The organism is Streptomyces venezuelae, from assembly GCF_008642275.1.
Lineage (GTDB): Bacteria > Actinomycetota > Actinomycetes > Streptomycetales > Streptomycetaceae > Streptomyces > Streptomyces venezuelae_E.
Map to the genome: position 1 here is coordinate 604,143 of NZ_CP029189.1, position 18,915 is coordinate 623,057.

17 protein-coding genes are annotated in these 18,915 nt (G+C 74.0%); 10 read left to right on the forward strand and 7 right to left on the reverse strand.

The window, feature by feature from the left end; translation table 11 throughout:
* The first annotated feature begins 156 nt into the window (after positions 1 to 156).
* From DEJ51_RS02685 to DEJ51_RS02700, 4 genes are all read left to right on the forward strand, one after another.
* Entirely contained in the window at positions 157 to 666 is a 510-nt protein-coding gene (locus DEJ51_RS02685) for a DUF6643 family protein (RefSeq protein WP_150255924.1), read from the forward strand.
* A 47-nt stretch (positions 667 to 713) separates the two neighbouring features.
* Positions 714 to 1,538, forward strand: coding sequence for an MOSC domain-containing protein (locus DEJ51_RS02690; protein ID WP_150255926.1), 825 nt, complete (start codon positions 714 to 716; stop codon positions 1,536 to 1,538).
* A 198-nt stretch (positions 1,539 to 1,736) separates the two neighbouring features.
* Positions 1,737 to 2,384 (forward strand): hypothetical protein, encoded by a 648-nt coding sequence (locus tag DEJ51_RS02695; protein ID WP_190620157.1) that lies wholly within the window; start codon positions 1,737 to 1,739, stop codon positions 2,382 to 2,384.
* A gap of 146 nt (positions 2,385 to 2,530) precedes the next feature.
* Positions 2,531 to 4,996, forward strand: coding sequence for a right-handed parallel beta-helix repeat-containing protein (locus DEJ51_RS02700; RefSeq protein ID WP_150255928.1), 2,466 nt, complete (start codon positions 2,531 to 2,533; stop codon positions 4,994 to 4,996).
* On the opposite strand, the gene DEJ51_RS02705 is transcribed toward DEJ51_RS02700, so the two are convergent.
* Complete coding sequence (locus tag DEJ51_RS02705; protein ID WP_190620160.1) at positions 4,938 to 7,376, reverse strand: hypothetical protein; 2,439 nt, start codon at positions 7,374 to 7,376, stop codon at positions 4,938 to 4,940. The two genes, DEJ51_RS02700 and DEJ51_RS02705, sit on opposite strands and share 59 nt — an antisense overlap.
* 260 nt (positions 7,377 to 7,636) lie before the next feature.
* On the opposite strand from DEJ51_RS02705, the gene DEJ51_RS02710 reads away from it, so the two are divergent.
* Positions 7,637 to 8,125: an SRPBCC family protein gene (locus DEJ51_RS02710; RefSeq protein ID WP_150255930.1), complete on the forward strand. Its 489-nt coding sequence runs from the start codon at positions 7,637 to 7,639 to the stop codon at positions 8,123 to 8,125.
* 94 nt (positions 8,126 to 8,219) lie between these two features.
* Here the strand turns inward: DEJ51_RS02710 and DEJ51_RS02715 are convergent, their stop codons facing one another.
* Positions 8,220 to 9,374 (reverse strand): PLP-dependent cysteine synthase family protein, encoded by a 1,155-nt coding sequence (locus DEJ51_RS02715; protein WP_150255932.1) that lies wholly within the window; start codon positions 9,372 to 9,374, stop codon positions 8,220 to 8,222.
* Between the two features lie 199 nt (positions 9,375 to 9,573).
* On the opposite strand from DEJ51_RS02715, the gene DEJ51_RS02720 reads away from it, so the two are divergent.
* Positions 9,574 to 10,122, forward strand: coding sequence for an ATP-binding protein (locus DEJ51_RS02720; RefSeq protein ID WP_150255934.1), 549 nt, complete (start codon positions 9,574 to 9,576; stop codon positions 10,120 to 10,122).
* A 212-nt stretch (positions 10,123 to 10,334) separates the two neighbouring features.
* Here the strand turns inward: DEJ51_RS02720 and DEJ51_RS02725 are convergent, their stop codons facing one another.
* Positions 10,335 to 11,612, reverse strand: coding sequence for an ROK family protein (locus DEJ51_RS02725; RefSeq protein ID WP_223835634.1), 1,278 nt, complete (start codon positions 11,610 to 11,612; stop codon positions 10,335 to 10,337).
* Positions 11,613 to 11,655: 43 nt separating this feature from the next.
* The gene (locus tag DEJ51_RS02730) at positions 11,656 to 12,315 is read right to left on the reverse strand and encodes an alpha-ketoglutarate-dependent dioxygenase AlkB family protein (protein ID WP_150255936.1); all 660 of its coding nucleotides are present in this window, start codon (positions 12,313 to 12,315) and stop codon (positions 11,656 to 11,658) included.
* 38 nt (positions 12,316 to 12,353) lie between these two features.
* Here DEJ51_RS02730 and DEJ51_RS02735 point away from each other — a divergent pair, with 38 nt between their 5' ends.
* The 4 genes from DEJ51_RS02735 (at position 12,354) to DEJ51_RS02750 (ending at position 16,085) form a co-directional block, all read left to right on the forward strand.
* Positions 12,354 to 13,097, forward strand: coding sequence for a maleylpyruvate isomerase family mycothiol-dependent enzyme (locus tag DEJ51_RS02735; protein ID WP_150255938.1), 744 nt, complete (start codon positions 12,354 to 12,356; stop codon positions 13,095 to 13,097).
* A 66-nt stretch (positions 13,098 to 13,163) separates the two neighbouring features.
* Complete coding sequence (locus DEJ51_RS02740) at positions 13,164 to 13,415, forward strand: DUF6332 family protein (RefSeq protein ID WP_150255940.1); 252 nt, start codon at positions 13,164 to 13,166, stop codon at positions 13,413 to 13,415.
* A 142-nt stretch (positions 13,416 to 13,557) separates the two neighbouring features.
* Positions 13,558 to 14,355 (forward strand): SDR family oxidoreductase, encoded by a 798-nt coding sequence (locus DEJ51_RS02745; protein ID WP_150255941.1) that lies wholly within the window; start codon positions 13,558 to 13,560, stop codon positions 14,353 to 14,355.
* 197 nt (positions 14,356 to 14,552) lie between these two features.
* A complete protein-coding gene (locus DEJ51_RS02750; protein WP_150255943.1) occupies positions 14,553 to 16,085 on the forward strand; it encodes an FAD-dependent oxidoreductase in 1,533 nt (510 codons plus the stop codon).
* Positions 16,086 to 16,173: 88 nt separating this feature from the next.
* Here the strand turns inward: DEJ51_RS02750 and DEJ51_RS02755 are convergent, their stop codons facing one another.
* The 3 genes from DEJ51_RS02755 to DEJ51_RS02770 all read right to left on the reverse strand — a co-directional run bounded on the left by DEJ51_RS02755 (position 16,174) and on the right by DEJ51_RS02770 (position 18,914).
* A complete protein-coding gene (locus DEJ51_RS02755; protein WP_150255945.1) occupies positions 16,174 to 17,121 on the reverse strand; it encodes a spherulation-specific family 4 protein in 948 nt (315 codons plus the stop codon).
* Positions 17,122 to 17,329: 208 nt separating this feature from the next.
* Positions 17,330 to 17,578 (reverse strand): hypothetical protein, encoded by a 249-nt coding sequence (locus tag DEJ51_RS02765; protein ID WP_150255947.1) that lies wholly within the window; start codon positions 17,576 to 17,578, stop codon positions 17,330 to 17,332.
* A 133-nt stretch (positions 17,579 to 17,711) separates the two neighbouring features.
* On the reverse strand, positions 17,712 to 18,914 hold the full coding sequence (locus DEJ51_RS02770; protein WP_150255949.1) for an IS110 family transposase: 1,203 nt from the start codon (positions 18,912 to 18,914) through the stop codon (positions 17,712 to 17,714).
* Between the last annotated feature and the right edge of the window lies 1 nt (position 18,915).

An 18,915-nucleotide genomic window follows, 5' to 3' on the forward strand; every position in this document is an offset into this window, starting at 1 on the left:
GGGCACGAGTACGAACAAGATGGGGCGGAAGTGGTGAATCGTGCACGTGAACGTCAAGTGAAAGGTGTGGCCCTGACCTGGGAATATGCAGGTCAGGGCGGGGTTGACGGCACCTCGCTATGGACCCGGTGAAGTCGTGGGCTTAACTTAGGTCCCATGACCTCCCCCCGCTCCACTTATGGCGGCGGTTACTACTCCGCGCCCTCCTTCCCGGACACCCCCATCTACGACTCCCTCGTCGCCGAACGCGGCACTCCGCAGATCGCCCCGATCCGCGTCCCGGCCGCCTATGAGTCCCCGAGTGCCGGATACTCGAGCGGCGGGTACCTGCCGGCTCTCGCGTCGTCGATGCCGGCGCTGCCGCCGGCCCAGCCCCAGCAACAACAGACCTCGGGATACGGATACCCGTACCAGCAGCAGTCGGCCCCGCAGCCGATGCCGCTGCAGCAGGCGCCGGCCCCGTACATCCCGCAGCAGCAGCCGATGGCGGCCCGCGGCGGGTACATGCCGCAGCCCCAGCCGCAGCAGCCCCGCCCGGTCGCCATGGCCACCGGGTACGAGGCGATGCGCCCGGCCGCGCCGCGTCCGGTCCAGGTGCCCGCACCGGTGCCGGCCGCCTCGTACGAGGACCCGTACGGCCGCCCCTACCAGGGGCGCGGCTACTGACGGGGCTCTGATACGCGGTGCGGCGCGGGGGCTGGCAGGATGCCCTCATGTCGAACTTGCACGTGCAGGCGCTCCACATCCATCCCGTCAAATCGGTAGCGGGGACCGCTCCCGACGAGGTGGCCGTGGAGCCCTGGGGTCTTTCCGGGGACCGGCGTTGGGCGCTGATCGATCCCGAGGGCGCGGTCGTCACCCAGCGCCGCCAGCCGCGCCTCGCCCTGGCCACCGCCCGTCCGGCGGACGGCGGCCGGATCGCCGTGACGGCGCCGGGCATGGCGGAGCTGTTCGTGGAGGTGCCCGAGCCGGGTCCGCTGGAACCGGCGATGCTGTTCGGGAAGAAGGTCGAGACCGTGGCCGCGGCGACCACCGCGGCCGACTGGTTCAGCGCGTACCTCGGGGAGCCGGTACGGCTGGTGCACATGGATGATCCGGCGGTACGCCGTCCCGTGGATCCGGACTACGCCCTGCCGGGCGAGATGGTGAGCCTCGCCGACGGCTATCCGCTGCTGATCACCACACTCGCCTCGCTGGACGCGCTCAACTCGCTCATCGCGCAGGGCGATCACCCTGAGGAAGGCCCCTTGCCGATGAACCGTTTCCGCCCCAATGTGGTGGTTTCCGGAGGCGAGGCATGGGCCGAGGACCAATGGCTGCGCATCGCGATCGGCGACGCCCTCTTCCGCGGGGTGCGCGAGTGCGGCCGGTGTGTCGTCACCACCACCGACCAGGAGACGGCGGAACGGGGCAAGGAGCCGCTGAAGACCCTGGCCAGGCACCGCCGGATCGGCCGGTCGCTCGCGTTCGGGCGGCAGCTGGTGCCGGTGCGGCTGGGTACGGTGCGCGTCGGTGACGAGGTCCGGGTCCTTCAGTGACACCGCCGGCGCCCTCCCGGGGCAGGTGGGACACGAGGGGCGGGCGGGTGGTCGCGGACCGGCGACCGGCCGTCCGGATTGACACCTTCGAGGGGCTCGGCGCCCGGGCTGGAACCAACTGGCACGACCAGGCCGTTGGATCAGTCAGGACAGAGGCGCAGACAGGCGGAGACTGGCACAAGTTGGGGGAGCCGGACCGTGCGGACAGCAATGGGTGTGTGGCGGTGGCGGCGCAATCCGCTGCGCCGGCCGACCGATCTTTTCGAGGCGTGGGTGGCTTTCGCCGCGCTGGTGTGCGTCCTGGTGGTGGCTCCGGCCGTCGGCTGGGTCGCGGGACTGCGGGTGGACGGTACCCTTCAGCAGGCCGCGCACGAGCAGCGGCAGGAGCGTCATCTCGTCCCGGCGGTGGTCCTGCGGCCCGCGCCGGAGTCGGCCACGGTCTCCGCGGCGGACGCGGATGCGGATGCCGCGGCGAGCGCCGCCGCCGACACGTCGGCGCAGCGGACGGCCCCGCACCGTACGCAGATCGTGGCCTCGTGGACCGCGCCGGACGGCAGCAGCCACCAGGGCACGGTGCCGGCCGCGGAGGAACCGCCGCGGCCCGGCGACCGGTTCCGGATCTGGACCGATGCGCGCGGCCGGCTGGTGGGGCAGCCGCTCGACCCGGCGGCGGCGGCGTTCCACGCGGGGATGGCGGGGCTGGCCGCCGCGATCTGCGTGGCCACACTGGTGGAGACGGTCCGGCGGCTGGTCGTACGACGGCTCATGCATCGGCGGTACATACGTCTGGACCGGGCCTGGGCGGCGGCCGGACCGGACTGGGGCCGAGCGGGCGCGGGCAGCTGACCTGGCAGCTCATCTGCTCCCCGCGCGCTACGGTGGGGCGGCCGGATGGGTCGCTCCAGTGACTTCGGTGGCTGCGGTGACTCCGGGCTTCAGTGGCATCGGTCGTATCGGCAGCGCGAGTACGAGGGTGGGGGCACGACAGCACCATGGTTCAGGGCACGGTCCAGGTGACGCACGGCGGAACGTCGCGGTGGCGGCGCCGCTCCGGTGAGTATCCGACGCTGACCGCCGCGCTCGCCGTCGCGGGCGACGGGGACGTCCTGACGATCGCCCCCGGCACCTACCGCGAGAACCTGGTGCTGGACCATGCCGTCACCCTGCGCGGGCCCGAGGGCGGGGCGGGGTCGGTGCGGATCGCCCCGCTCGACGGGGTCGCGCTGACCCTGCGCGCCTCGGCCGTCGTCCAGGACCTGTATCTGGAGGGCCAGGACCGGGCGACGCCCGCCCTGCTGGTGGAGGACGGCTGCCCGGAGCTCACCGACCTGCGGGTGAGCACCCACTCCGCCGCCGGCATCGAGGTACGCGGCGCCGGGGCCCGGCCCCTGGTGCGGCGGTGCACGGTGGAGAATCCGGCCGGCGTCGGCATCGCCGTACTGGACGGCGGCGGCGGGGTGTTCGAGGAGTGCGAGGTCGTGGCCGCCGGTCAGAACGGCGTCTCGGTGCGCGGCGGCGGCCGGCCCCGGCTGGAGCGCTGCCGGATCCACCACGCCACGGGTGCGGGCATCGGGGTCACCGGCGAGGGCTCGGGCCTGGAGGCCCTGGGCTGCGAGGTGTACGAGGTCAAGGGCTCCGGGGTGCAGATCGCCGCGCGCGCCACGGCCCGCCTCACCGACTGCTCGGTGCACCGCACCTCCGCCGACGGGGTCACGCTCGACACCGACGCGGTGCTCACCCTGGCCGGCTGCGACATCCACGACATCCCCGAGAACGCGGTCGATCTGCGGTCCCGTTCGGTGCTCGCCCTCAGCCGCACCACCGTGCGGCGGTTCGGCCGCAACGGCCTGTCCGTATGGGACCCCGGGACCCGGGTGGACGCCGAGTCCTGCGAGATCCACGACAGTACGGGTGACTATCCGGCGGTGTGGATCAGTGACGGCGCCACCGTCTCCCTCGACTCCTGCAGGGTGCACGACGTACCGGACGCGCTGTTCGTGCTGGACCGCGGATCGCGCGTCGACGTCGTCGACAGCGATCTGTCCCAGGTGCGCAACACCGCCGTGTCCGTGAGCGACGGGGCCACCGCGCAGCTCGACGACTGCCGGATCCGCGAGGCGGCGACCGGAGCCTGGTTCCGCGACCACGGCAGCGGCGGCACGCTCGCCGGCTGCACCGTCGACGCCGTGCAGACCGGTGTGATCGTCACCAAGGGCGCCGACCCCACGCTGGAGCGGTGCACGGTCACCTCCCCCGCCGAGGCCGGTTTCTACGTGTCGGCGGGCGGCCGGGGCACCTTCACGGCGTGCCGGGTGACCGGCAGTTCCGGCTTCGGCTTCCACGTCATGGACGGCTGCCGCACCACGCTGACGCGCTGCCACACCGAGCGCTGCGCCCGCGGGGGCTACGAGTTCCCCGAGGACGGGCCGACCGCCGAGGAGTGCACCGGCGACGAGTCCGGCGCCCGGCTCGCGGACCGGTCCGCGCCGGGCGGCGTGCCCGCCAGGGCCGGGGCGGGCATCCTTACGGCCACCGGGACGCAGGGCCCCGTGGACCGGCCGGCGCAGACGCCTCCGCCTGCCGTACCGCGGCCCGCCGACGGGGCGCAGGGCGCTCCGGCCGCCCCCGCGCGGGATTCCGGCGAGATGCTGGGCCGGCTCGACGCGCTGGTGGGCCTGGACAGCGTCAAACGCGAGGTGCGGGCGCTCACCGACATGATCGAGGTGGGCCGGCGGCGGCAGCAGGCGGGCCTGAAGGCCGCCTCGGTGCGCCGGCACCTGGTCTTCACCGGCTCCCCCGGCACCGGCAAGACCACGGTCGCCCGGCTGTACGGGGAGATCCTGGCGTCGCTCGGGGTGCTGGAGCGCGGGCACCTGGTCGAGGTGTCCCGGGTGGACCTGGTCGGCGAGCACATCGGCTCCACCGCGATCCGTACGCAGGAGGCGTTCGAGCGGGCGCGCGGCGGGGTGCTGTTCATCGACGAGGCGTACGCGCTGGCGCCGGAGGACTCGGGCCGGGACTTCGGGCGCGAGGCGATCGACACGCTGGTGAAGCTGATGGAGGACCACCGGGACGCGGTGGTGGTGATCGTCGCCGGGTACACGGCCGAGATGGAGCGCTTCCTGACGGTGAATCCGGGGGTGGCCTCGCGGTTCTCCCGGACCATCACGTTCGGCGACTACGGGCCCGGGGAACTGCTGCGGATCGTCGAGCAGCAGGCGGAGGAGCACGAGTACCGGCTCGGGGACGGTACGTCGCAGGCGCTGCTGACCTACTTCGCGGAGCTGCCCAAAGGCCCCGCCTTCGGCAACGGCCGTACGGCCCGCCAGACCTTCGAGTCGATGGTGGAGCGGCACGCGGGCCGGGTCGCGCAGCTCGCGGAGCCCAGCACGGACGAGCTCACCCTGCTGTTCCCGGCGGATCTGCCGGCGCTTCCGGTCCAGCCCGCTCCTTGCTGACCGCGATCCGCTGACCCGGGACCTCCCCGCCCGCAGCGGGTCGGGGCGGCTCCGGGGCCCGTACGGCGGCGTCCAACCGGGCGAGCAGGGCGTCGCGTTCGGCGGCGAAGGCCGGGTCGGCCTGGTAGTCGCCGTGGCCCAGGATCGGGGCGGGCAGCGGATGGCGGGCGCTGCGCCCGTAGGCGAGCGGGTCGGCGAGCGGGCCGCGGTCCACGTCGGGCTCCGCGCCGGGCAGGGCCGGCCCGCCGATGGGGTCGGTGGCCCGCCACAGGTTGCGCCAGCAGTCGACCTCGCGGTGCAGGGCGGTGAGCGGCCCCGGGCCGAAGTAGGCGGGGAACCAGCGGCCGTAGAGGCGGCCGAGCGGGGAGCCGTAGGTGAGTAGGGCGACCCGGCGGCGGGCGGGCGGCGGCAGCTGCCAGACGGCCGCCGCGGCCAGCACGCTGCCCTGGGAGTGGCCGGAGATGACCAGGCGGCCACCGGTGCGGCCGGTCCAGCCGGCCATCCGCCAGGTCAGGTCGGGTACGGCCCGCTCGGCGTAGCAGGGCGGTGCGAAGGGGTGGGCGGCGCGCGGCCAGAAGGTGCCGACGTCCCACAGGATCCCTATGGTCCGGCGGGCTGCGGGATCGCGGTAGGCGCGGCGGCCCCAGGCGATGAACGCGGCGATGCCCAGGCCGATGAGCCAGGACCCAGCGTCTTGGGCGGCGCGGGCGGCGGCTGCGAGCAGCGGCACGGTCCCCCGGGCCGCCTCGCCCGGGACCTTTCCGCTGAACCAGGCTCCGGCCAGCGCGCCCGCGCCGAGTACCAGAGTGATCCCGGAGACGGCCGCCACGAACCAGGGCGCGGAGTCGGTGAGCGCAGCCGCGGTCCGCGCCCCGGCGATCTTGCGGCTGCGGTCGAGGTCGGGGGTCTCCCCCGGGTACTCGGCGGCCACCACGGCGGCGAGCCGGCCCCGCGCCCGGGCTCCGAGCACCGCGAACCAGCCCGCGAGCAGCGCCAGTACGAGGAGCAGCGGGGGCAGTACGGCGGCCTGCCAGGACAGCAGCACGGGCGGCCCCGGCAGTGGTGCGCCGGGGGTCCCGGGGGTGGCACCGCCGTCCAGCCAGTCGGCGACGCGCTGGGCGACCCCGCCGGTCATCACCCCGCCGAGCGCGCAGCCGAGCATGGCGACGGCGGGCCCGCCGAGGCCGCGCAGGGCGGCTGCCGGGTCGGGCGCCCTGCGGTACAGGTGGCGGGCGACGGCGGCGAGGGCGAGCGCGCAGAGCCCCTGGCCCAGCATGAGCACGCCGAAGGCCAGGTCCCCGGGGAGCCGTCCGGTGGAGGTCCAGCCCGGGCGCGACCAGCAGGCGTGCACGAGGACGGCGGCGAGCAGGGCGAGGGCGGCGCCGGGCAGCAGGGTGACGGCCGCCCGGTCGAGCCGGTGGTCGGCCCGGTCCTCGGTGCGGCCGCGGCGGCAGACGACCCAGGCCACGGTGACGGCCCCGGCGACGAGCAGGAGCTGCATGGCGGAGCCGAGGGCTTCGAGGACGGGGGCCCCGGCCCGGCGGTCGTGGCGGACGGTCGGTACGGAGACGGCCACCGCCACGGTGAGCAGCCCGGCGGCGGTGTGCGCGGCGCGCAGCCGGGCCACGAGCCGGCGGCCGTACCAGAACCCGGGGCGCCCGAGCGCGGGCACGGGGTCCGACGCGGTGTCCGGGTCGGCGGCTCCGGCGGGCGGGGGCTGGGACTCGTAGGCGCTCCAGGTGCGGTTCGACAGGTACCAGAGCAGCCCGGTCAACGCGGCCGGGACCAGGGCCCCGAGGGCGAGGCGCCGCCCGGGCTGCGCCCACCAGCCCCCTCCGGGTGCGAGGAAGCCCAGCCAGGAGCGGAACCGGGAGCCGGCGCAGTTCCCGGAGCCCGCGCACTGCCAGGCGAGGAGGTCGAGCGCGACCTCGCAGGCGGCGGCGACGAGCAGCACGGTCAGGCTGAGGGCGAGGATCCGCACGAGGACCCCGTACGAGCGCACGGCGCGCGGGGCGGGGTCGGCGGCGGGTGTGGCCGGCCGGGCCCAGTGGGCGAGGTTGGCCACCATGAAGGGCAGGAGCAGCAGCCACAGGGCGCGGGCGCCGTTGCCGGAGGTGAGCCGGGACCAGCAGTAGGCCTCGGGGACGGGCCGCCCGGCGTACCGCTCGGGGTGGGCCTCGGCGTCGGCGTCCTCGGTGCGGCGGAACACGGCGGCGGTGGAGTCGCCGGTGACGCGGACGGTGCGCGGGTCGCCGAGCAGTTCGCCGGGGGCGGCCCCGGCGACTCCGTGGACCAGGAGTTCGAGGGCGAGGGGGGTGTGGGGCGGTGCGGGTGGCGGGGCGGTGGACGGCGAGGTGTCGGGCTGGGGGCGGTCGGGCACGGCGGCCTCCGCTCGCGGGGCGGGATCGGCGGGACCGCCGCGGCTCCAGCATCCCGCGTGACCGGGCCGCTGCCCAGGTCCCGCGCGGGGAACGGCGCAGATCGGACGAGGCCGGACGGAGTCGGGCGGCGGCGGACGGAGTCGGGCGGCTTCGCTCGGGATCGGTCGACATCGGTCGGGATCACTGGGGACTTCTCACGGGGACGGGGCTATGGTGGCGCGCACGCCCGTCCAGAACCTCACCCCAGGGGGTATCGCCCATGGCTCGCCGACTCCGACCGGTGGGGCTCGACTTCATCGACGACGCGCCGGTCCGGCTGGTCTTCGCGGCCGACACCGCGGCGCCGCCGGAGGCCGTGTACCGAGCGCTCGCCACGGAAGTGGAAGGCTGGCCCTCCTGGTTCGGCGCGGTGACCCTGGCCCGCCCCACGCACGGGGGCGCGGGCCGCGAGGTCAGGCTGAAGGGCGGGGTGCGCTTCCAGGAGACCGTCATGGCCGCGGATCCCGAACGGCGTTACGCGTACCGGGTCGACACCACCAACGCCCCGGGGGTGCGGGCCTTGCTGGAGGAGTGGTGGCTGACCCCCGCCGGCTCCGGCACGCACGTCCGCTGGACCTTCGCGGCGGACGGACCGGCCCCGTTCCGCCTCGGCCTGACCGCCGCCCGCCCGGGCCTGGGCCACTCCTTCCGCACGGCGGTCCGCGCCCTGGACCGCCGGCTCACCGCCCGGCGCGCAGCGGGGCACTAGGCCGTCTCTTCCGCATCGTGCCGGGCCCGCGACGCCCGGCACCGCACCCGTACGCGATGCCCGCCACCCGGGCTGGCCGGGACCCGCCGGACCGTCAGGCGGCGGGCTCGCGCCAGGCCCCGGTCGTCAGCAGCGTGTCGATGGTCTTCGCGAAGGGGGCGATGTCGAGCCGCTGCGCCGCCAGCCACTCGTCGGAGTAGTACTTGTCCAGGTACCGGTCGCCCGGGTCGCACAGCAGGGTGACGACACTGCCCGTGCGGCCCTCCGCCACCATCTCCGAGATGATCTTCAGCGCGCTCCACAGGCCGGTACCGGTCGAGCCTCCCGCCTTGCGCCCTATGGCCGTCTCCAGCGCGCGGCAGGCGGCGATGCTCGCCGCGTCCGGGACCTTCATCATCCGGTCGATGGCCCCGGGCACGAAGCTCGGCTCCATCCGGGGCCGGCCGATGCCCTCGATGCGCGATCCGCAGTCGCTGCTCGCGTCCGGGTCGTTGTCGGTCCATCCGTCGAAGAAACAGGAGTTCTCCGGGTCGGGGACGCAGATGCGCGTGTCGTGCTGCATGTAGTGCACGTAGCGCGCGATGGTCGCCGAGGTGCCGCCGGTGCCGGCGGTCGCCACGATCCAGGCGGGCTCGGGGTACCGCTCCAGGCGCAGCTGCTGGTACATCGATTCGGCGATGTTGTTGTTGCCGCGCCAGTCGGTGGCCCGCTCGGCGTACGTGAACTGGTCCATGTAGTGGCCGCCCGTCCGGGCGGCGAGCTCGGCCGACTCCTCGTACATCTTCATCGGGTCGTCCACGAAGTGGCATTCTCCGCCGTGGAATTCGATGAGGCGGCACTTCTCCGGGCTGGTGGTGCGCGGCATGACCGCGATGAAGGGGACACCGATCAGCTTGGCGAAGTACGCCTCGGAGACGGCGGTGGAGCCGGAGGAGGCCTCGATGACCGGGCGGCCGGGGCGGATCCAGCCGTTGCAGAGCCCGTAGAGGAACAGCGAGCGCGCGAGGCGGTGCTTGAGGGAGCCCGTCGGGTGCGTGGACTCGTCCTTGAGGTAGAGGTCGATGCCCCACGCCTCGGGGAGCGGGAAGCGCAGCAGGTGGGTGTCGGCGGAGCGGTTGGCGTCGGCCTGCACCTTGCGGACGGCCTCCTTCAGCCAGGCCCGGTAGTCGGCGTCACTGCGATCGACGTCGACGGTCGTGGCCGTCGTACCGGTGGTACCGGTGGCTCTGGTGGTGCCGGTGGTGCTCATGTGCCGCGCTCCTTCGTGGGTGAACTTCTCCCCCCTCCTTCGTAATGTACCCCTCCCACCTGCACAAACGTTCACTTTGGGGTTCCATGCGAATCCCTTTCGATCGCGTTCGGTTGCACTGCGCGGCACCGTGGGTGACCCTGGTGGAGCATTACCGAGGGTGCAGCACCCGTAACACTCATTTCGGGGAGTCGCAGCCGTGATCACTCATTCCCGCAGGCACTGCGTCGTCGAACTGCAGGCCTTGCCGTCGCGGATCGGCCAAATCCGCAGAATCGTTTCTGCGCAACTGCGTCACTGGGAACTCGACCCGCTCATAGACCGGGCTGCGCTCGGTGTGACGGAACTTCTCAGCAACGTCCACCGCCACGCGCAGCCGGACAAGACCTGCACCGTGGAGATCGAACTGCGCCTCGGGCGGCTCACGGTCTCGGTCATCGACAGCGATCCGCGGCTGCCGGTCGTCCACAGGACGCGCGCGGAGACGCTGGAGACCTGCGGACGCGGGCTCGCCCTGGTGGAGGCGCTCAGCGAGGCCTGGGGGGCGCGCGAGCGGCCCGACGGCCCCGGGAAGGCGGTGTGGTTCTCGCTCACGGCGGCCCCCGCCAGGGCGCTGCCGGTACGGCCGGTCCCCCTCAGGGCCACGCCCGTACGAGAACCCGCGCGTGCGGTGCTGCTGGCCGTCGATCCGGCGGCGGTCGCGACCGGCCCGCCGGTGGCATCGCCGGTCGGCGCCGGGCCGGTGTGACCCGTCGCCGGCCCACACCGGCCCGGCTCGATCGGCCGCACGGCCCGGCCCGAGGCGTCCTGGCCCAGGCCGAGGCAGTGGCCGCGGCGCCGGCAGCGGTTCACCGCCGCCCTGCACGGACGTACTCGGGCGGCCCGGACGGCGCGCCCGGACACGGCACCGCACGCGGCGGGCCCGGCACGATCCGCAGGAGACCGCCTGGCGGACACCCCCTAGGCCAAGGCCCCCAGCGGGTCGTCGAGCACCGGCTGCCAGGCCAGCTCCGCCGCGCCGACCAGGCTGTTGTGGTCCAGCGTGCAGGGCAGGATCGGCACCCCGCCGCTGCGCCCCCACAGGCTGCGGTCCGCGACCACCGCGCGCAGCCGCTCCGGGTCGGCGTGCAGCAGCTCCCGGTGCAGCCCGCCGAGGATGATCCGGTCCGGGTTGAGGATGTTCACCAGGCCCGCGAGGCCCAGCCCGAGCCGGTCGATCAGCTCCTCCGTGGCCGCCCGTACCGCCGGTTCCGCGGGCTCGTCCCGCAGCAGGTCGCGGGCCTGCTGGAGCAGCGACACCTCGGGGCCGGGGCTGCGGCCCGCCGCGGTGAGGAAGGCCAGCGGATCCGCCTCCACGTCCAGGCAGCCGCGGCTGCCGCAGTGGCAGGCCCGCCCCTCGGGGTTCACCGTGAGGTGGCCGACCTCCAGGGCCAGGCCCGAACTCCCGCTGTGCAGACGGCCGTCCAGTACCAGCGCCCCGCCGACCCCGCGGTGCCCGGTGGCGACGCACAGCAGGTGCTGGGCGCTGCGCCCCGCGCCGTGCCGGTGCTCGGCCAGGGCGGCGAGGTTGACGTCGTTGCCCGTCAGGGCCGGGCCGTCGATCCCGGCCGCCTTCACGCACTCCGCGAAGATGGCCCGGACCGGAGAGCCCGCCGGCCAGGCGAGGTGCAGCGGGTTCAGGGCCGTACCGTCCGGTTCCGCGACCGCCGAGGGTACCGCGAGCCCCGCGCCGACGCAGCGGCGGCCGCTCTGCACGAGCAGCTCGGCGCCCGCCTCCACGACCGCGCCGAGCACCTGCGCCGGATCGGCGGAGACGGTGACCTTGCCGGGGGCGGTGGCCACGATGCGGCCGCCGAGGCCGACCAGGGCGGCGCGGAAGCCGTCCGAGTGCACCTGGGCGGCCAGCGCCACCGGGCCGTCCTCGGCCACGGAGAGCCGGTGCGAGGGGCGGCCCTGGGCCCCACCACTCCCACCGGTCCCACCGGTCCCGCCCGGGCGGGAATCGACGCGGATCAGCCCGAGGGCCTCCAGCTCGGCGGCGACCGCTCCGGCGGTGGCGCGGGTGACCCCGAGCTCGGCCGTCAGCACGGCGCGGGTCGGAGCACGGCCGGTGTGGACGAGCTCCAGTGCCGGTCCGAGCGCGCCGCGACCGCGTTCCAGCCTGGTCCGCGCTGCCGCACCGGACGCGGAAGGCGTGGTCACATCCCCCACCCGCGGCGGGGCCCCGTTGCCGTTCATGGCATCGATCCTCGCATGATCGGAGGGTGCCGGGTGCCGCCGCTCAGCCCAGCCCGCCGACCCGCAGTGTGATGTTCAGCCGCCCGGTCAGCCCGAGCTCCCGCGGGCCCGTGCCCGGCAGGACCTTCGGCACCCCGTGATAGGCCAGCCGGCTCGCCCCGCCGAAGACGAACAGATCCCCGCTGCGCAGCTCGACGTCCTGGTACGGGCGCCCGCGCGAGGCGGTGTTCCCGAAGCGGAAGACACAGGTGTCACCGAGGCTGAGCGAGACCACCGGCGCGGTGGACCTCTCCTCGGCGTCGCGGTGCATGCCCATGCGGGAGTCGCCGTCGTAGAAGTTGACCAGCGCGATGTCGTAGGCCGACTCCGGTCCGGGCTCCGGCGGGTCGCCGTAGGCCGCGGTCACCGCTTCCCGTCCGAGCTCGGCGAGCCAGGGCGGCATCGGCTTGACCGGTGCCCCGTCTCCGTCGACGGCGGAGCGCGCATACCCGTACGGGTACCAGTGCAGGCCGAGGCAGACCTGGCGGGCGGTCATCACCCCACCGCCCGGGGTACGTACGGTGCGCAGGCCGGCGGGCGGCCGGGCCCACGCGCGGCAGGCCGCCAGCAACCGGCCCTGGCGCCCGGCACCGAGCCAGTCCGGCACGTGCACGGCGCCGGGAGCGATCACGGTCCGCTCGCGCGGGAAGAGTGCCCCGTCCATCTCTCCATTGTCGCGGGCGGGCTGATAGGACTCGCGGTATGGAGATCACCGAACATGTGAAGACCCTCGCGCGCGAAGGCGAGCTGCTCGCCGAGGTGGCCGAACGCGCCGGTACGGACGCCGCGGTCCCGACCTGTCCGGGGTGGCGCGTGACCGACCTGCTGCGGCACACCGGCTCGGTGCACCGCTGGGCCACCGCGTACGTCGCGGAGCGGCGGCTGGAGCCGGTGGGCTTCCCGGACGCGCCGGAGCTGGTCGGCGGCGAGCTTCTGGCCTGGTTCCGGGAGGGCCACGCGGACCTGGTGCGGACCCTGAACGAGGCTCCGGCCGACGTACAGTGCTGGACCTTCCTGCCGACGGCTCCGCCCTCGCCGGTGGCGTTCTGGGCCCGGCGGCAGGCGCACGAGACCACCGTGCACCGGATGGACGCGGAGGCCGCGCTGGGCGTGCTGTTCTCAGCGCTGGAGCCGGGGTTCGCGGAGGACGGGGTGGACGAGCTGCTGACCGGTTTCCACGCGCGGCCGCGCAGCCGGGTGCGGTCCGCCGAACCGAAGGTGGTGCGGGTACGGGCCGCCGACACGGGCGCGGTGTGGACCGTACACCTGTCGGCGGCGCCGGCCCGGACGGTGCGGGGTGACACGGGTGAGGCGGCCGACTGCGAACTGACCGGCGAGGCGGCCTGGCTGTACGAGGCCCTGTGGAACCGGCTCCCGCTGGCGGGCCCGGGGGTGACGGGCGACCTGGAGCTGGCCCGGCTGTGGACGGATACGGCCGGGATCTGACGCGCCTGCGGGCGGGGGCGGCGCGGGGGGCTTGTGACGGGCCGTGCGCGCTGTGACACTCCACGCATGGGGCGACGTACGCAGGCGGACCGGGACGCGATCACCATCGAGATCGGCTACGCGTTCGTGAGTGCCTCTTTCGCGGCCGTTCTCGCCTTCGGCGCGGTGTACGGGCCCGCGCTCGCGTTCTCCCTCTCCCCGTCGACGCGCCGCACTCTGGCCGTGGCGAGCGGGATCCTGGCGGCGGCGGTGTTCCTGCTCCGGATCACCCACGTACTGCTCGGATTCGCCCGCCGCCCGGAGAACGACGGGCGCTGACCGGTCAGGGGTCCACCTCCGGCCTGTGGGCCCGGCCCATGGGTCCCGGGCCATGGGTCCGGCCCATGGATCCGGACGCCCTCCGATGGCCGATTCGGCATGCGGGTGCCGTGTCCGGGGCGGACCCGCCAGGATGGCAGGCATGACCGGTGAAACGCGTGTGGGGAGTCGGCAGGGTGGGGGCGAGGCGGGGCGTCCGCTCGCCCTGGTCACGGGGGCGGGGCGGTCGGCGGGGATCGCGTCGTCCGTCGTGCTGAACCTGGCGCGGGCCGGGTGGGACGTGGCCTTCACCTACTGGACCCCGTACGACGCGCGGATGCGGTGGGGCACGGAGCCGGGTGCGCCCGAAGAACTGCGGGCGAAGGTGGAGTCGTCGGGCGCGCGGGCGCATGCGGTCGAGGCGGACCTGAGCGACCCGGCCGTGCCGGCGCGGCTCTTCGACGGCGTCGAGGCGGCACTGGGGAACGTCACCGCGCTGGTGCTCTGCCATTGCGAGTCGGTCGACTCGGGCCTCCTGGACACCACGGTGGAAAGCTTCGACCTGCACTTCGCGGTGAACGCACGGGCCACCTGGCTGCTGATCCGGGAGTACGGGCTGCGGTTCCGCGGACGGCACGGCAGCGGCCGGATCGTCAGCCTGACCAGCGGCCACACCGTCGGCAACCTGCCGTACGGGGCGAGCAAGGGTGCGCTGGACCGGATCACGACGGCCGCCGCCCACGAGCTCGCCCACCTGGGGGTGACCTGCAACGCCGTCGATCCGGGACCCACCGACACCGGGTGGATGGGCGAGGAGCAGCAGGCGGACCTGATCCGTTCGACTCCCCTGGGACGCCTCGGTGTTCCGCAGGACTGTGCGAACCTCGTCGCGTTCCTCTGCTCCCCCGAAGGGGGCTGGATCAACGCGCAGCTGCTCCGGAGCGACGGCGGCCTGGGCTAGGCCGTCTCTTGCGGATCTTTCCGGGCCCGCGGCGTCCGGCACCGCACCTGGCCGCCTTGTCGGTGCCGTGTCGGTGGGCTGTCGGACCGGAGGCGACGCCGGGCCCGGGCTGTCGGCCCGGTGTCGGTGGGGTCCGGCACCTTTCGAGGGGTCCGGCCGGTGCCCGTCCGGCCGTGGCTTCGGAAAGGGGAACCCTCATGCATGACGTAGTGATCGTCGGAGCAGGCCCGGTCGGTCTCTTACTCGCCTGCGAGCTCGGCCTGGCAGGCTGCTCCGTCCTGGTACTCGAACGGGAGGCGGAGTCCGGCTCCCCCTGGCGGGCGGCCCCGCTCGGGATGCGCGGGCTGTCCGCCACATCGGTCGAGGCGTTCTACCGCCGTGGCATGCTGCACCCTCTGCTGAAGGCGTCGGGTGTCGCCGCGGACACCGGCCCGGACACCGACGCGGACGAACCGTCACCTCCCCGTGGCGTGGGCCACTTCGCCGGCCTGATGCTGGATCCGGCCGGGGTGGACCTCGCCGCCCTGCCGTACCGGCTCCCCGGACCGGCCGCGGACGGCATGCTGACGAACCTCGAAGCGGTGGAGTCGGTGCTGTCCGAGCGGGCTGCCGGGCTCGGCGTCGACATCAGGCGCGGTGTCACGGTCTCGGGCATCGCGCAGGACGACGAGGGCGTGGTCGCGTACGCCGGTGAGGACGCGTACCCGGCGCGCTGGCTCGTCGGCTGCGACGGCGGGCGCAGCGCGGTGCGCGGGCTCGCGGGCTTCGAGTTCACCGGCACCGAGCCGCTCTTCACCGGATACGTCATGCTCGCCACGCTCTCCGACCCCGACGCGCTGAGCCCGGGCTTCCATCTGACGCCGACCGGCATGTACCTCCGGCTGGGCACCGAAGGGCACATCGGCATGATGGACTTCGACGGCGGCGCGTTCGACCGCTCGCGTCAGCCGTCGCGCGAGCACCTCCAGGCGGTTCTGCGCCGGGTGTCCGGCACCGACGTGGCGCTGGACGACGTACGCCTCGTCTCGACCTTCACCGATCGCGCGATGCAGACGACGCACTACCGGCGGGCGCGCGTTCTGCTCGCCGGCGACGCCGCCCACATCCACTCCCCTCTGGGCGGGCAGGGACTCAACACGGGCATCGGGGACGCCGTGAACCTGGGGTGGAAGCTCGCGGCGACCGTGCACGGACACGCACCGGACGGACTGCTCGACACCTATGCGCGCGAGCGCCGTCCGATCGCCGCCCAGGTGCTCGACTGGTCGCGCGCCCAGGTGGCGGTCATGCAGCCGGGACCGCACGCCCACGCGCTCCAAGGAGTGGTCGGTGACCTGCTCGGGACGCGGGGCGGGACGACCTACGCGTTCGAGAGGCTGTCGGGATCGTGGATCCGACACGACCTCGGCAGCGAGCAGCCGCTGGTCGGCCGCAGCGCGCCGGACTTCCGGCTCGAAGACGGCACGCGCCTGGGCGACCTGGCACAGGACGGACGCGGTGTCCTGCTGGACTTCACCGCCGACCGCCGCCTGCGTGGATCGGCGGCGGGCCGGGAGAGCCTGCTGCGGTACGCCGCCGGGGCGGCGAGGAACGACCTCGGGCTGGGCGCCGTACTGGTACGGCCGGACGGCATCGTCGCCTGGGCGGGCGACCCCGGCTTCGCACGCGAGGCGTGCGAGCGGGCCGTCGGCCGGTGGTTCGGCCTTCCGGGCCGGGGAGTGCCCGCATGAGCCTCACCCTGCGGCCCCTGCGCCTGCTGGAGTGAGCGGGCGGGGTCCCGCGAGCGCCCGTGGCACCGGCCGGGTGCCCGCAGGGCCCTCAGCCGAGGGTGGCCGCGTACGTGGTCTGGGTGCGGTACTTCCACGTCGGGCTCGCGTTCCAGGGGTTGGGCATGACCGTGCTGGTCGCGTACGCGTAGCCCGCGCCGCGGTCGAAGGCCGTGCGCAGGGTGGCGCGCATCGCCTCGGGGCCGGGGACGTCGTGGACCAGGTGCCAGAACGCCGTTCCGTCCGGGTCGAGTTCGGCGCCGGAGCGGTAGCCGGAGAGGTGGTCGAAGACGTTGCCGCCGAGCCAGCCGGCGCCGGTGTACGCGGCGTACGTGTCCTCGAACGTGACGAAGACGTCCGCGGTGCGGTGGCCGGGCTCCAGGTAGCAGTCGGCTATGGCGGTGCCGGGGTTGTTGACGACGAGGTCGGGGGCGGCGGGGTCGATGGCGTCCATCCGCTCCTGGACGTGGCGGCGCAGCTCGGCGTAGTAGTCGCGGGTGGAGTTGGCGGGGCCGCAGTCGCGGCTGACGACGTCGAAGAAGATGCCGTCGACGTGGAGGCGGCCGTCGGGGGGCTGCAGGTAGTTGTCGACGGAGGCCTTGACCGCGGCGATGTCGCGGTTGCCGTGGTCGGTGTGGACGTAGCCGAGCACCCGGGTCTTCTCGCCGGTGGAGGTGGTACGGGCGCGCAGGGCGTCGGCGCGGGAGCGCCAGGGGCCGTCGAACGGGGAGTCGCCGTTGCCCGGGTTCAGTACGACCACCGAGGGGGCCGGAGCGGTGGTGGTGAGGTCGGTCAGCATGGGGTCGTTGGCCCAGACGTACGCGGGGACGCCGATCTCCAGGCCCCGGACGCCCGGCGGGCGGGGGATGACGGGCGGGTCGGCGGCCGGCGGGGCGGCCTGCCGGGGGGCGTCACGTGCCGCGGCGATGATGGCGGGCGCCGACACGGCCAACAAGGCAGTGGCCAGGGCGGCGTACAAGGCCTTCACAGCGCGAGGCATGAACGTTCCTTCGGCGGCGGCTGGGGGGGCGACCCGAGGAACACTAGACGGGCGGCCCGTCGTGCAAGGCCGAACCGGGCGCATTCGTATGAGGAACAGAAGAGCGAGTCGTCGCCTCATCATGTGAATCTCCCGGATCCCCAGGACCGGTGACAGGTGCGGGCCGGTCGGGCCGGTCGGGCCGGTCGGGCCGGTCGGGCCGGTGTGGTCAAGTCAGTGCGGTCGTGTGGTCGGGGTGGTGGGCGGCGACGACGTCGTGGGCGGCTCGGACGAGAGCCGCGACGGCTGCGGATCGCGAGGTCTCCGGCCGGGCGACCATGACCGCGCTGGGGCCGAGGCCGGTGACCGGCCGGTATGCGATGTCCGGGCGCTGGTGCCCTTCGGTGGTGGAACGGGACGGGATCGCCACCCCCTGCCCCAGCGCGACCACCTCCAGGAGCTGCTCGACGCCGGCCACGTGCGGCCCCTCAGGAGGTGGTGGAGGGGTCGGCCCCCTTCCCGCGCGGGATCGGTTCGCCCGTGAGGCCGGTCAGCCGCAGTCGCCGGCGTCCGGCCAGGCGGTGCGCGGGGGGGTGCCCCTATGGGTTTCGTCAACCTGTGGGGGCGGGTTGGGGTTCGTAGAAGGTGCCGTCGCGGAGCATCGCGAAGAGCACGTCGGCTCGTCGTCTCGCGAGGCAGAGGAGGGCCTGGGTGTGGTGCTTGCCCTGGCTGATCTTCTTGTCGTAGTAGGTGCGGGATGCCGGGTCGGCCAAAGCGGCGAACGCGGAGAGGAAGAAGGCGCGTTTGAGCTGCTTGTTTCCGCGCCGGGACGGTTGTTCACCGCGGATCGAGGAGCCCGAACTGCGGGTCGCTGGGGCGAGGCCTGCGTAGGCGGCGAGGTGGGCGGCGGATGGGAAGCTGGATCCGTCGCCGACGTCGATGAGGATGCGGGCTCCGGTCCTGACGCCGATCCCCGGCATGGACGTCAGGACCTTGGAAAGAGGGTGTGCCTCCAGCAGTTCCTCGATCCTTGTGGCGAGGAGTCTGCGCTGGTCAAGCACCGCTTGGAGCGAGGTGGCGAGGCTGGGGACGATCAGCGCGGCCGCGTCCGTTCCGGGCACCACGACGGTCTGTTCGTCCAGGGCGGTGAAGATGTCCTCGACCAGCCGCTCGGCCATCCGTGGTGCCTTCGGACGTATCGATGTGATCAGACGGCGGCGTCCGGCCTTGCGGATCTGGGCCGGGGAACCGAACTGGTCCAGGAGTTTGAGCACGGCCGGATGCTGCACTCGCGGCCCCAGGACCCGCTCCAGTGATGGATGGATCTGCGTGAGCAGGCCCCGGAGCCGGTTGCTGATGCGAGTGGCTTCGCCGGCCAGGTCGTCGTCGAAGCCGACGATCATCTCCAGCTCGGCGATGGTCTCGTCCTCGAGGTCGACCGAGCGGAGCGTATGGGGCATGACGCGGGCGGCGTCCGCGATGACGAACGCGTCGCGGGCATCGGTCTTGGCCTCCCCTGGATAAAGATCGGCGATTCGCCGCATCGTCAGCCCCGGCAGATAGGCGACCGGGCAGCCCATGTCCCGGGCTACCGCCAGGGGCAGGGCGCCGATCGAGGCCGGCTGGTCGACGACCACGAGCACCGTTCCGTGCTTGGCCTGCAGCTTTCCGAAGACCTCGCGGAGCCTGGGTTCGCTGTTGGGCAGCCGTTTGTCGAAGGCCTTCTTCCCGGCCGGGGTGACGGCGGTGGCATGGTGTTCGCCCTTGCCGACGTCCAGGCCGAGGAAGGCGCCGATGTCGCTGATGTCGATCACG

Excerpts from the sequence above, each read along its gene's own strand:
- DEJ51_RS02690 (WP_150255926.1), top strand. The coding sequence starts at position 714 with ATGTCGAACTTGCACGTGCAGGCGCTCCACATCCATCCCGTCAAATCG.
- DEJ51_RS02685 (WP_150255924.1), top strand. The coding sequence starts at position 157 with ATGACCTCCCCCCGCTCCACTTATGGCGGCGGTTACTACTCCGCGCCC.
- DEJ51_RS02715 (WP_150255932.1), bottom strand. The coding sequence starts at position 9,374 with ATGAGCACCACCGGCACCACCAGAGCCACCGGTACCACCGGTACGACG.
- DEJ51_RS02745 (WP_150255941.1), top strand. The coding sequence starts at position 13,558 with ATGACCGGTGAAACGCGTGTGGGGAGTCGGCAGGGTGGGGGCGAGGCG.
- DEJ51_RS02730 (WP_150255936.1), bottom strand. The coding sequence starts at position 12,315 with ATGGACGGGGCACTCTTCCCGCGCGAGCGGACCGTGATCGCTCCCGGC.
- DEJ51_RS02725 (WP_223835634.1), bottom strand. The coding sequence starts at position 11,612 with ATGAACGGCAACGGGGCCCCGCCGCGGGTGGGGGATGTGACCACGCCT.
- DEJ51_RS02735 (WP_150255938.1), top strand. The coding sequence starts at position 12,354 with ATGGAGATCACCGAACATGTGAAGACCCTCGCGCGCGAAGGCGAGCTG.
- DEJ51_RS02700 (WP_150255928.1), top strand. The coding sequence starts at position 2,531 with ATGGTTCAGGGCACGGTCCAGGTGACGCACGGCGGAACGTCGCGGTGG.
- DEJ51_RS02755 (WP_150255945.1), bottom strand. The coding sequence starts at position 17,121 with ATGCCTCGCGCTGTGAAGGCCTTGTACGCCGCCCTGGCCACTGCCTTG.
- DEJ51_RS02740 (WP_150255940.1), top strand. The coding sequence starts at position 13,164 with ATGGGGCGACGTACGCAGGCGGACCGGGACGCGATCACCATCGAGATC.
- DEJ51_RS02750 (WP_150255943.1), top strand. The coding sequence starts at position 14,553 with ATGCATGACGTAGTGATCGTCGGAGCAGGCCCGGTCGGTCTCTTACTC.
- DEJ51_RS02710 (WP_150255930.1), top strand. The coding sequence starts at position 7,637 with ATGGCTCGCCGACTCCGACCGGTGGGGCTCGACTTCATCGACGACGCG.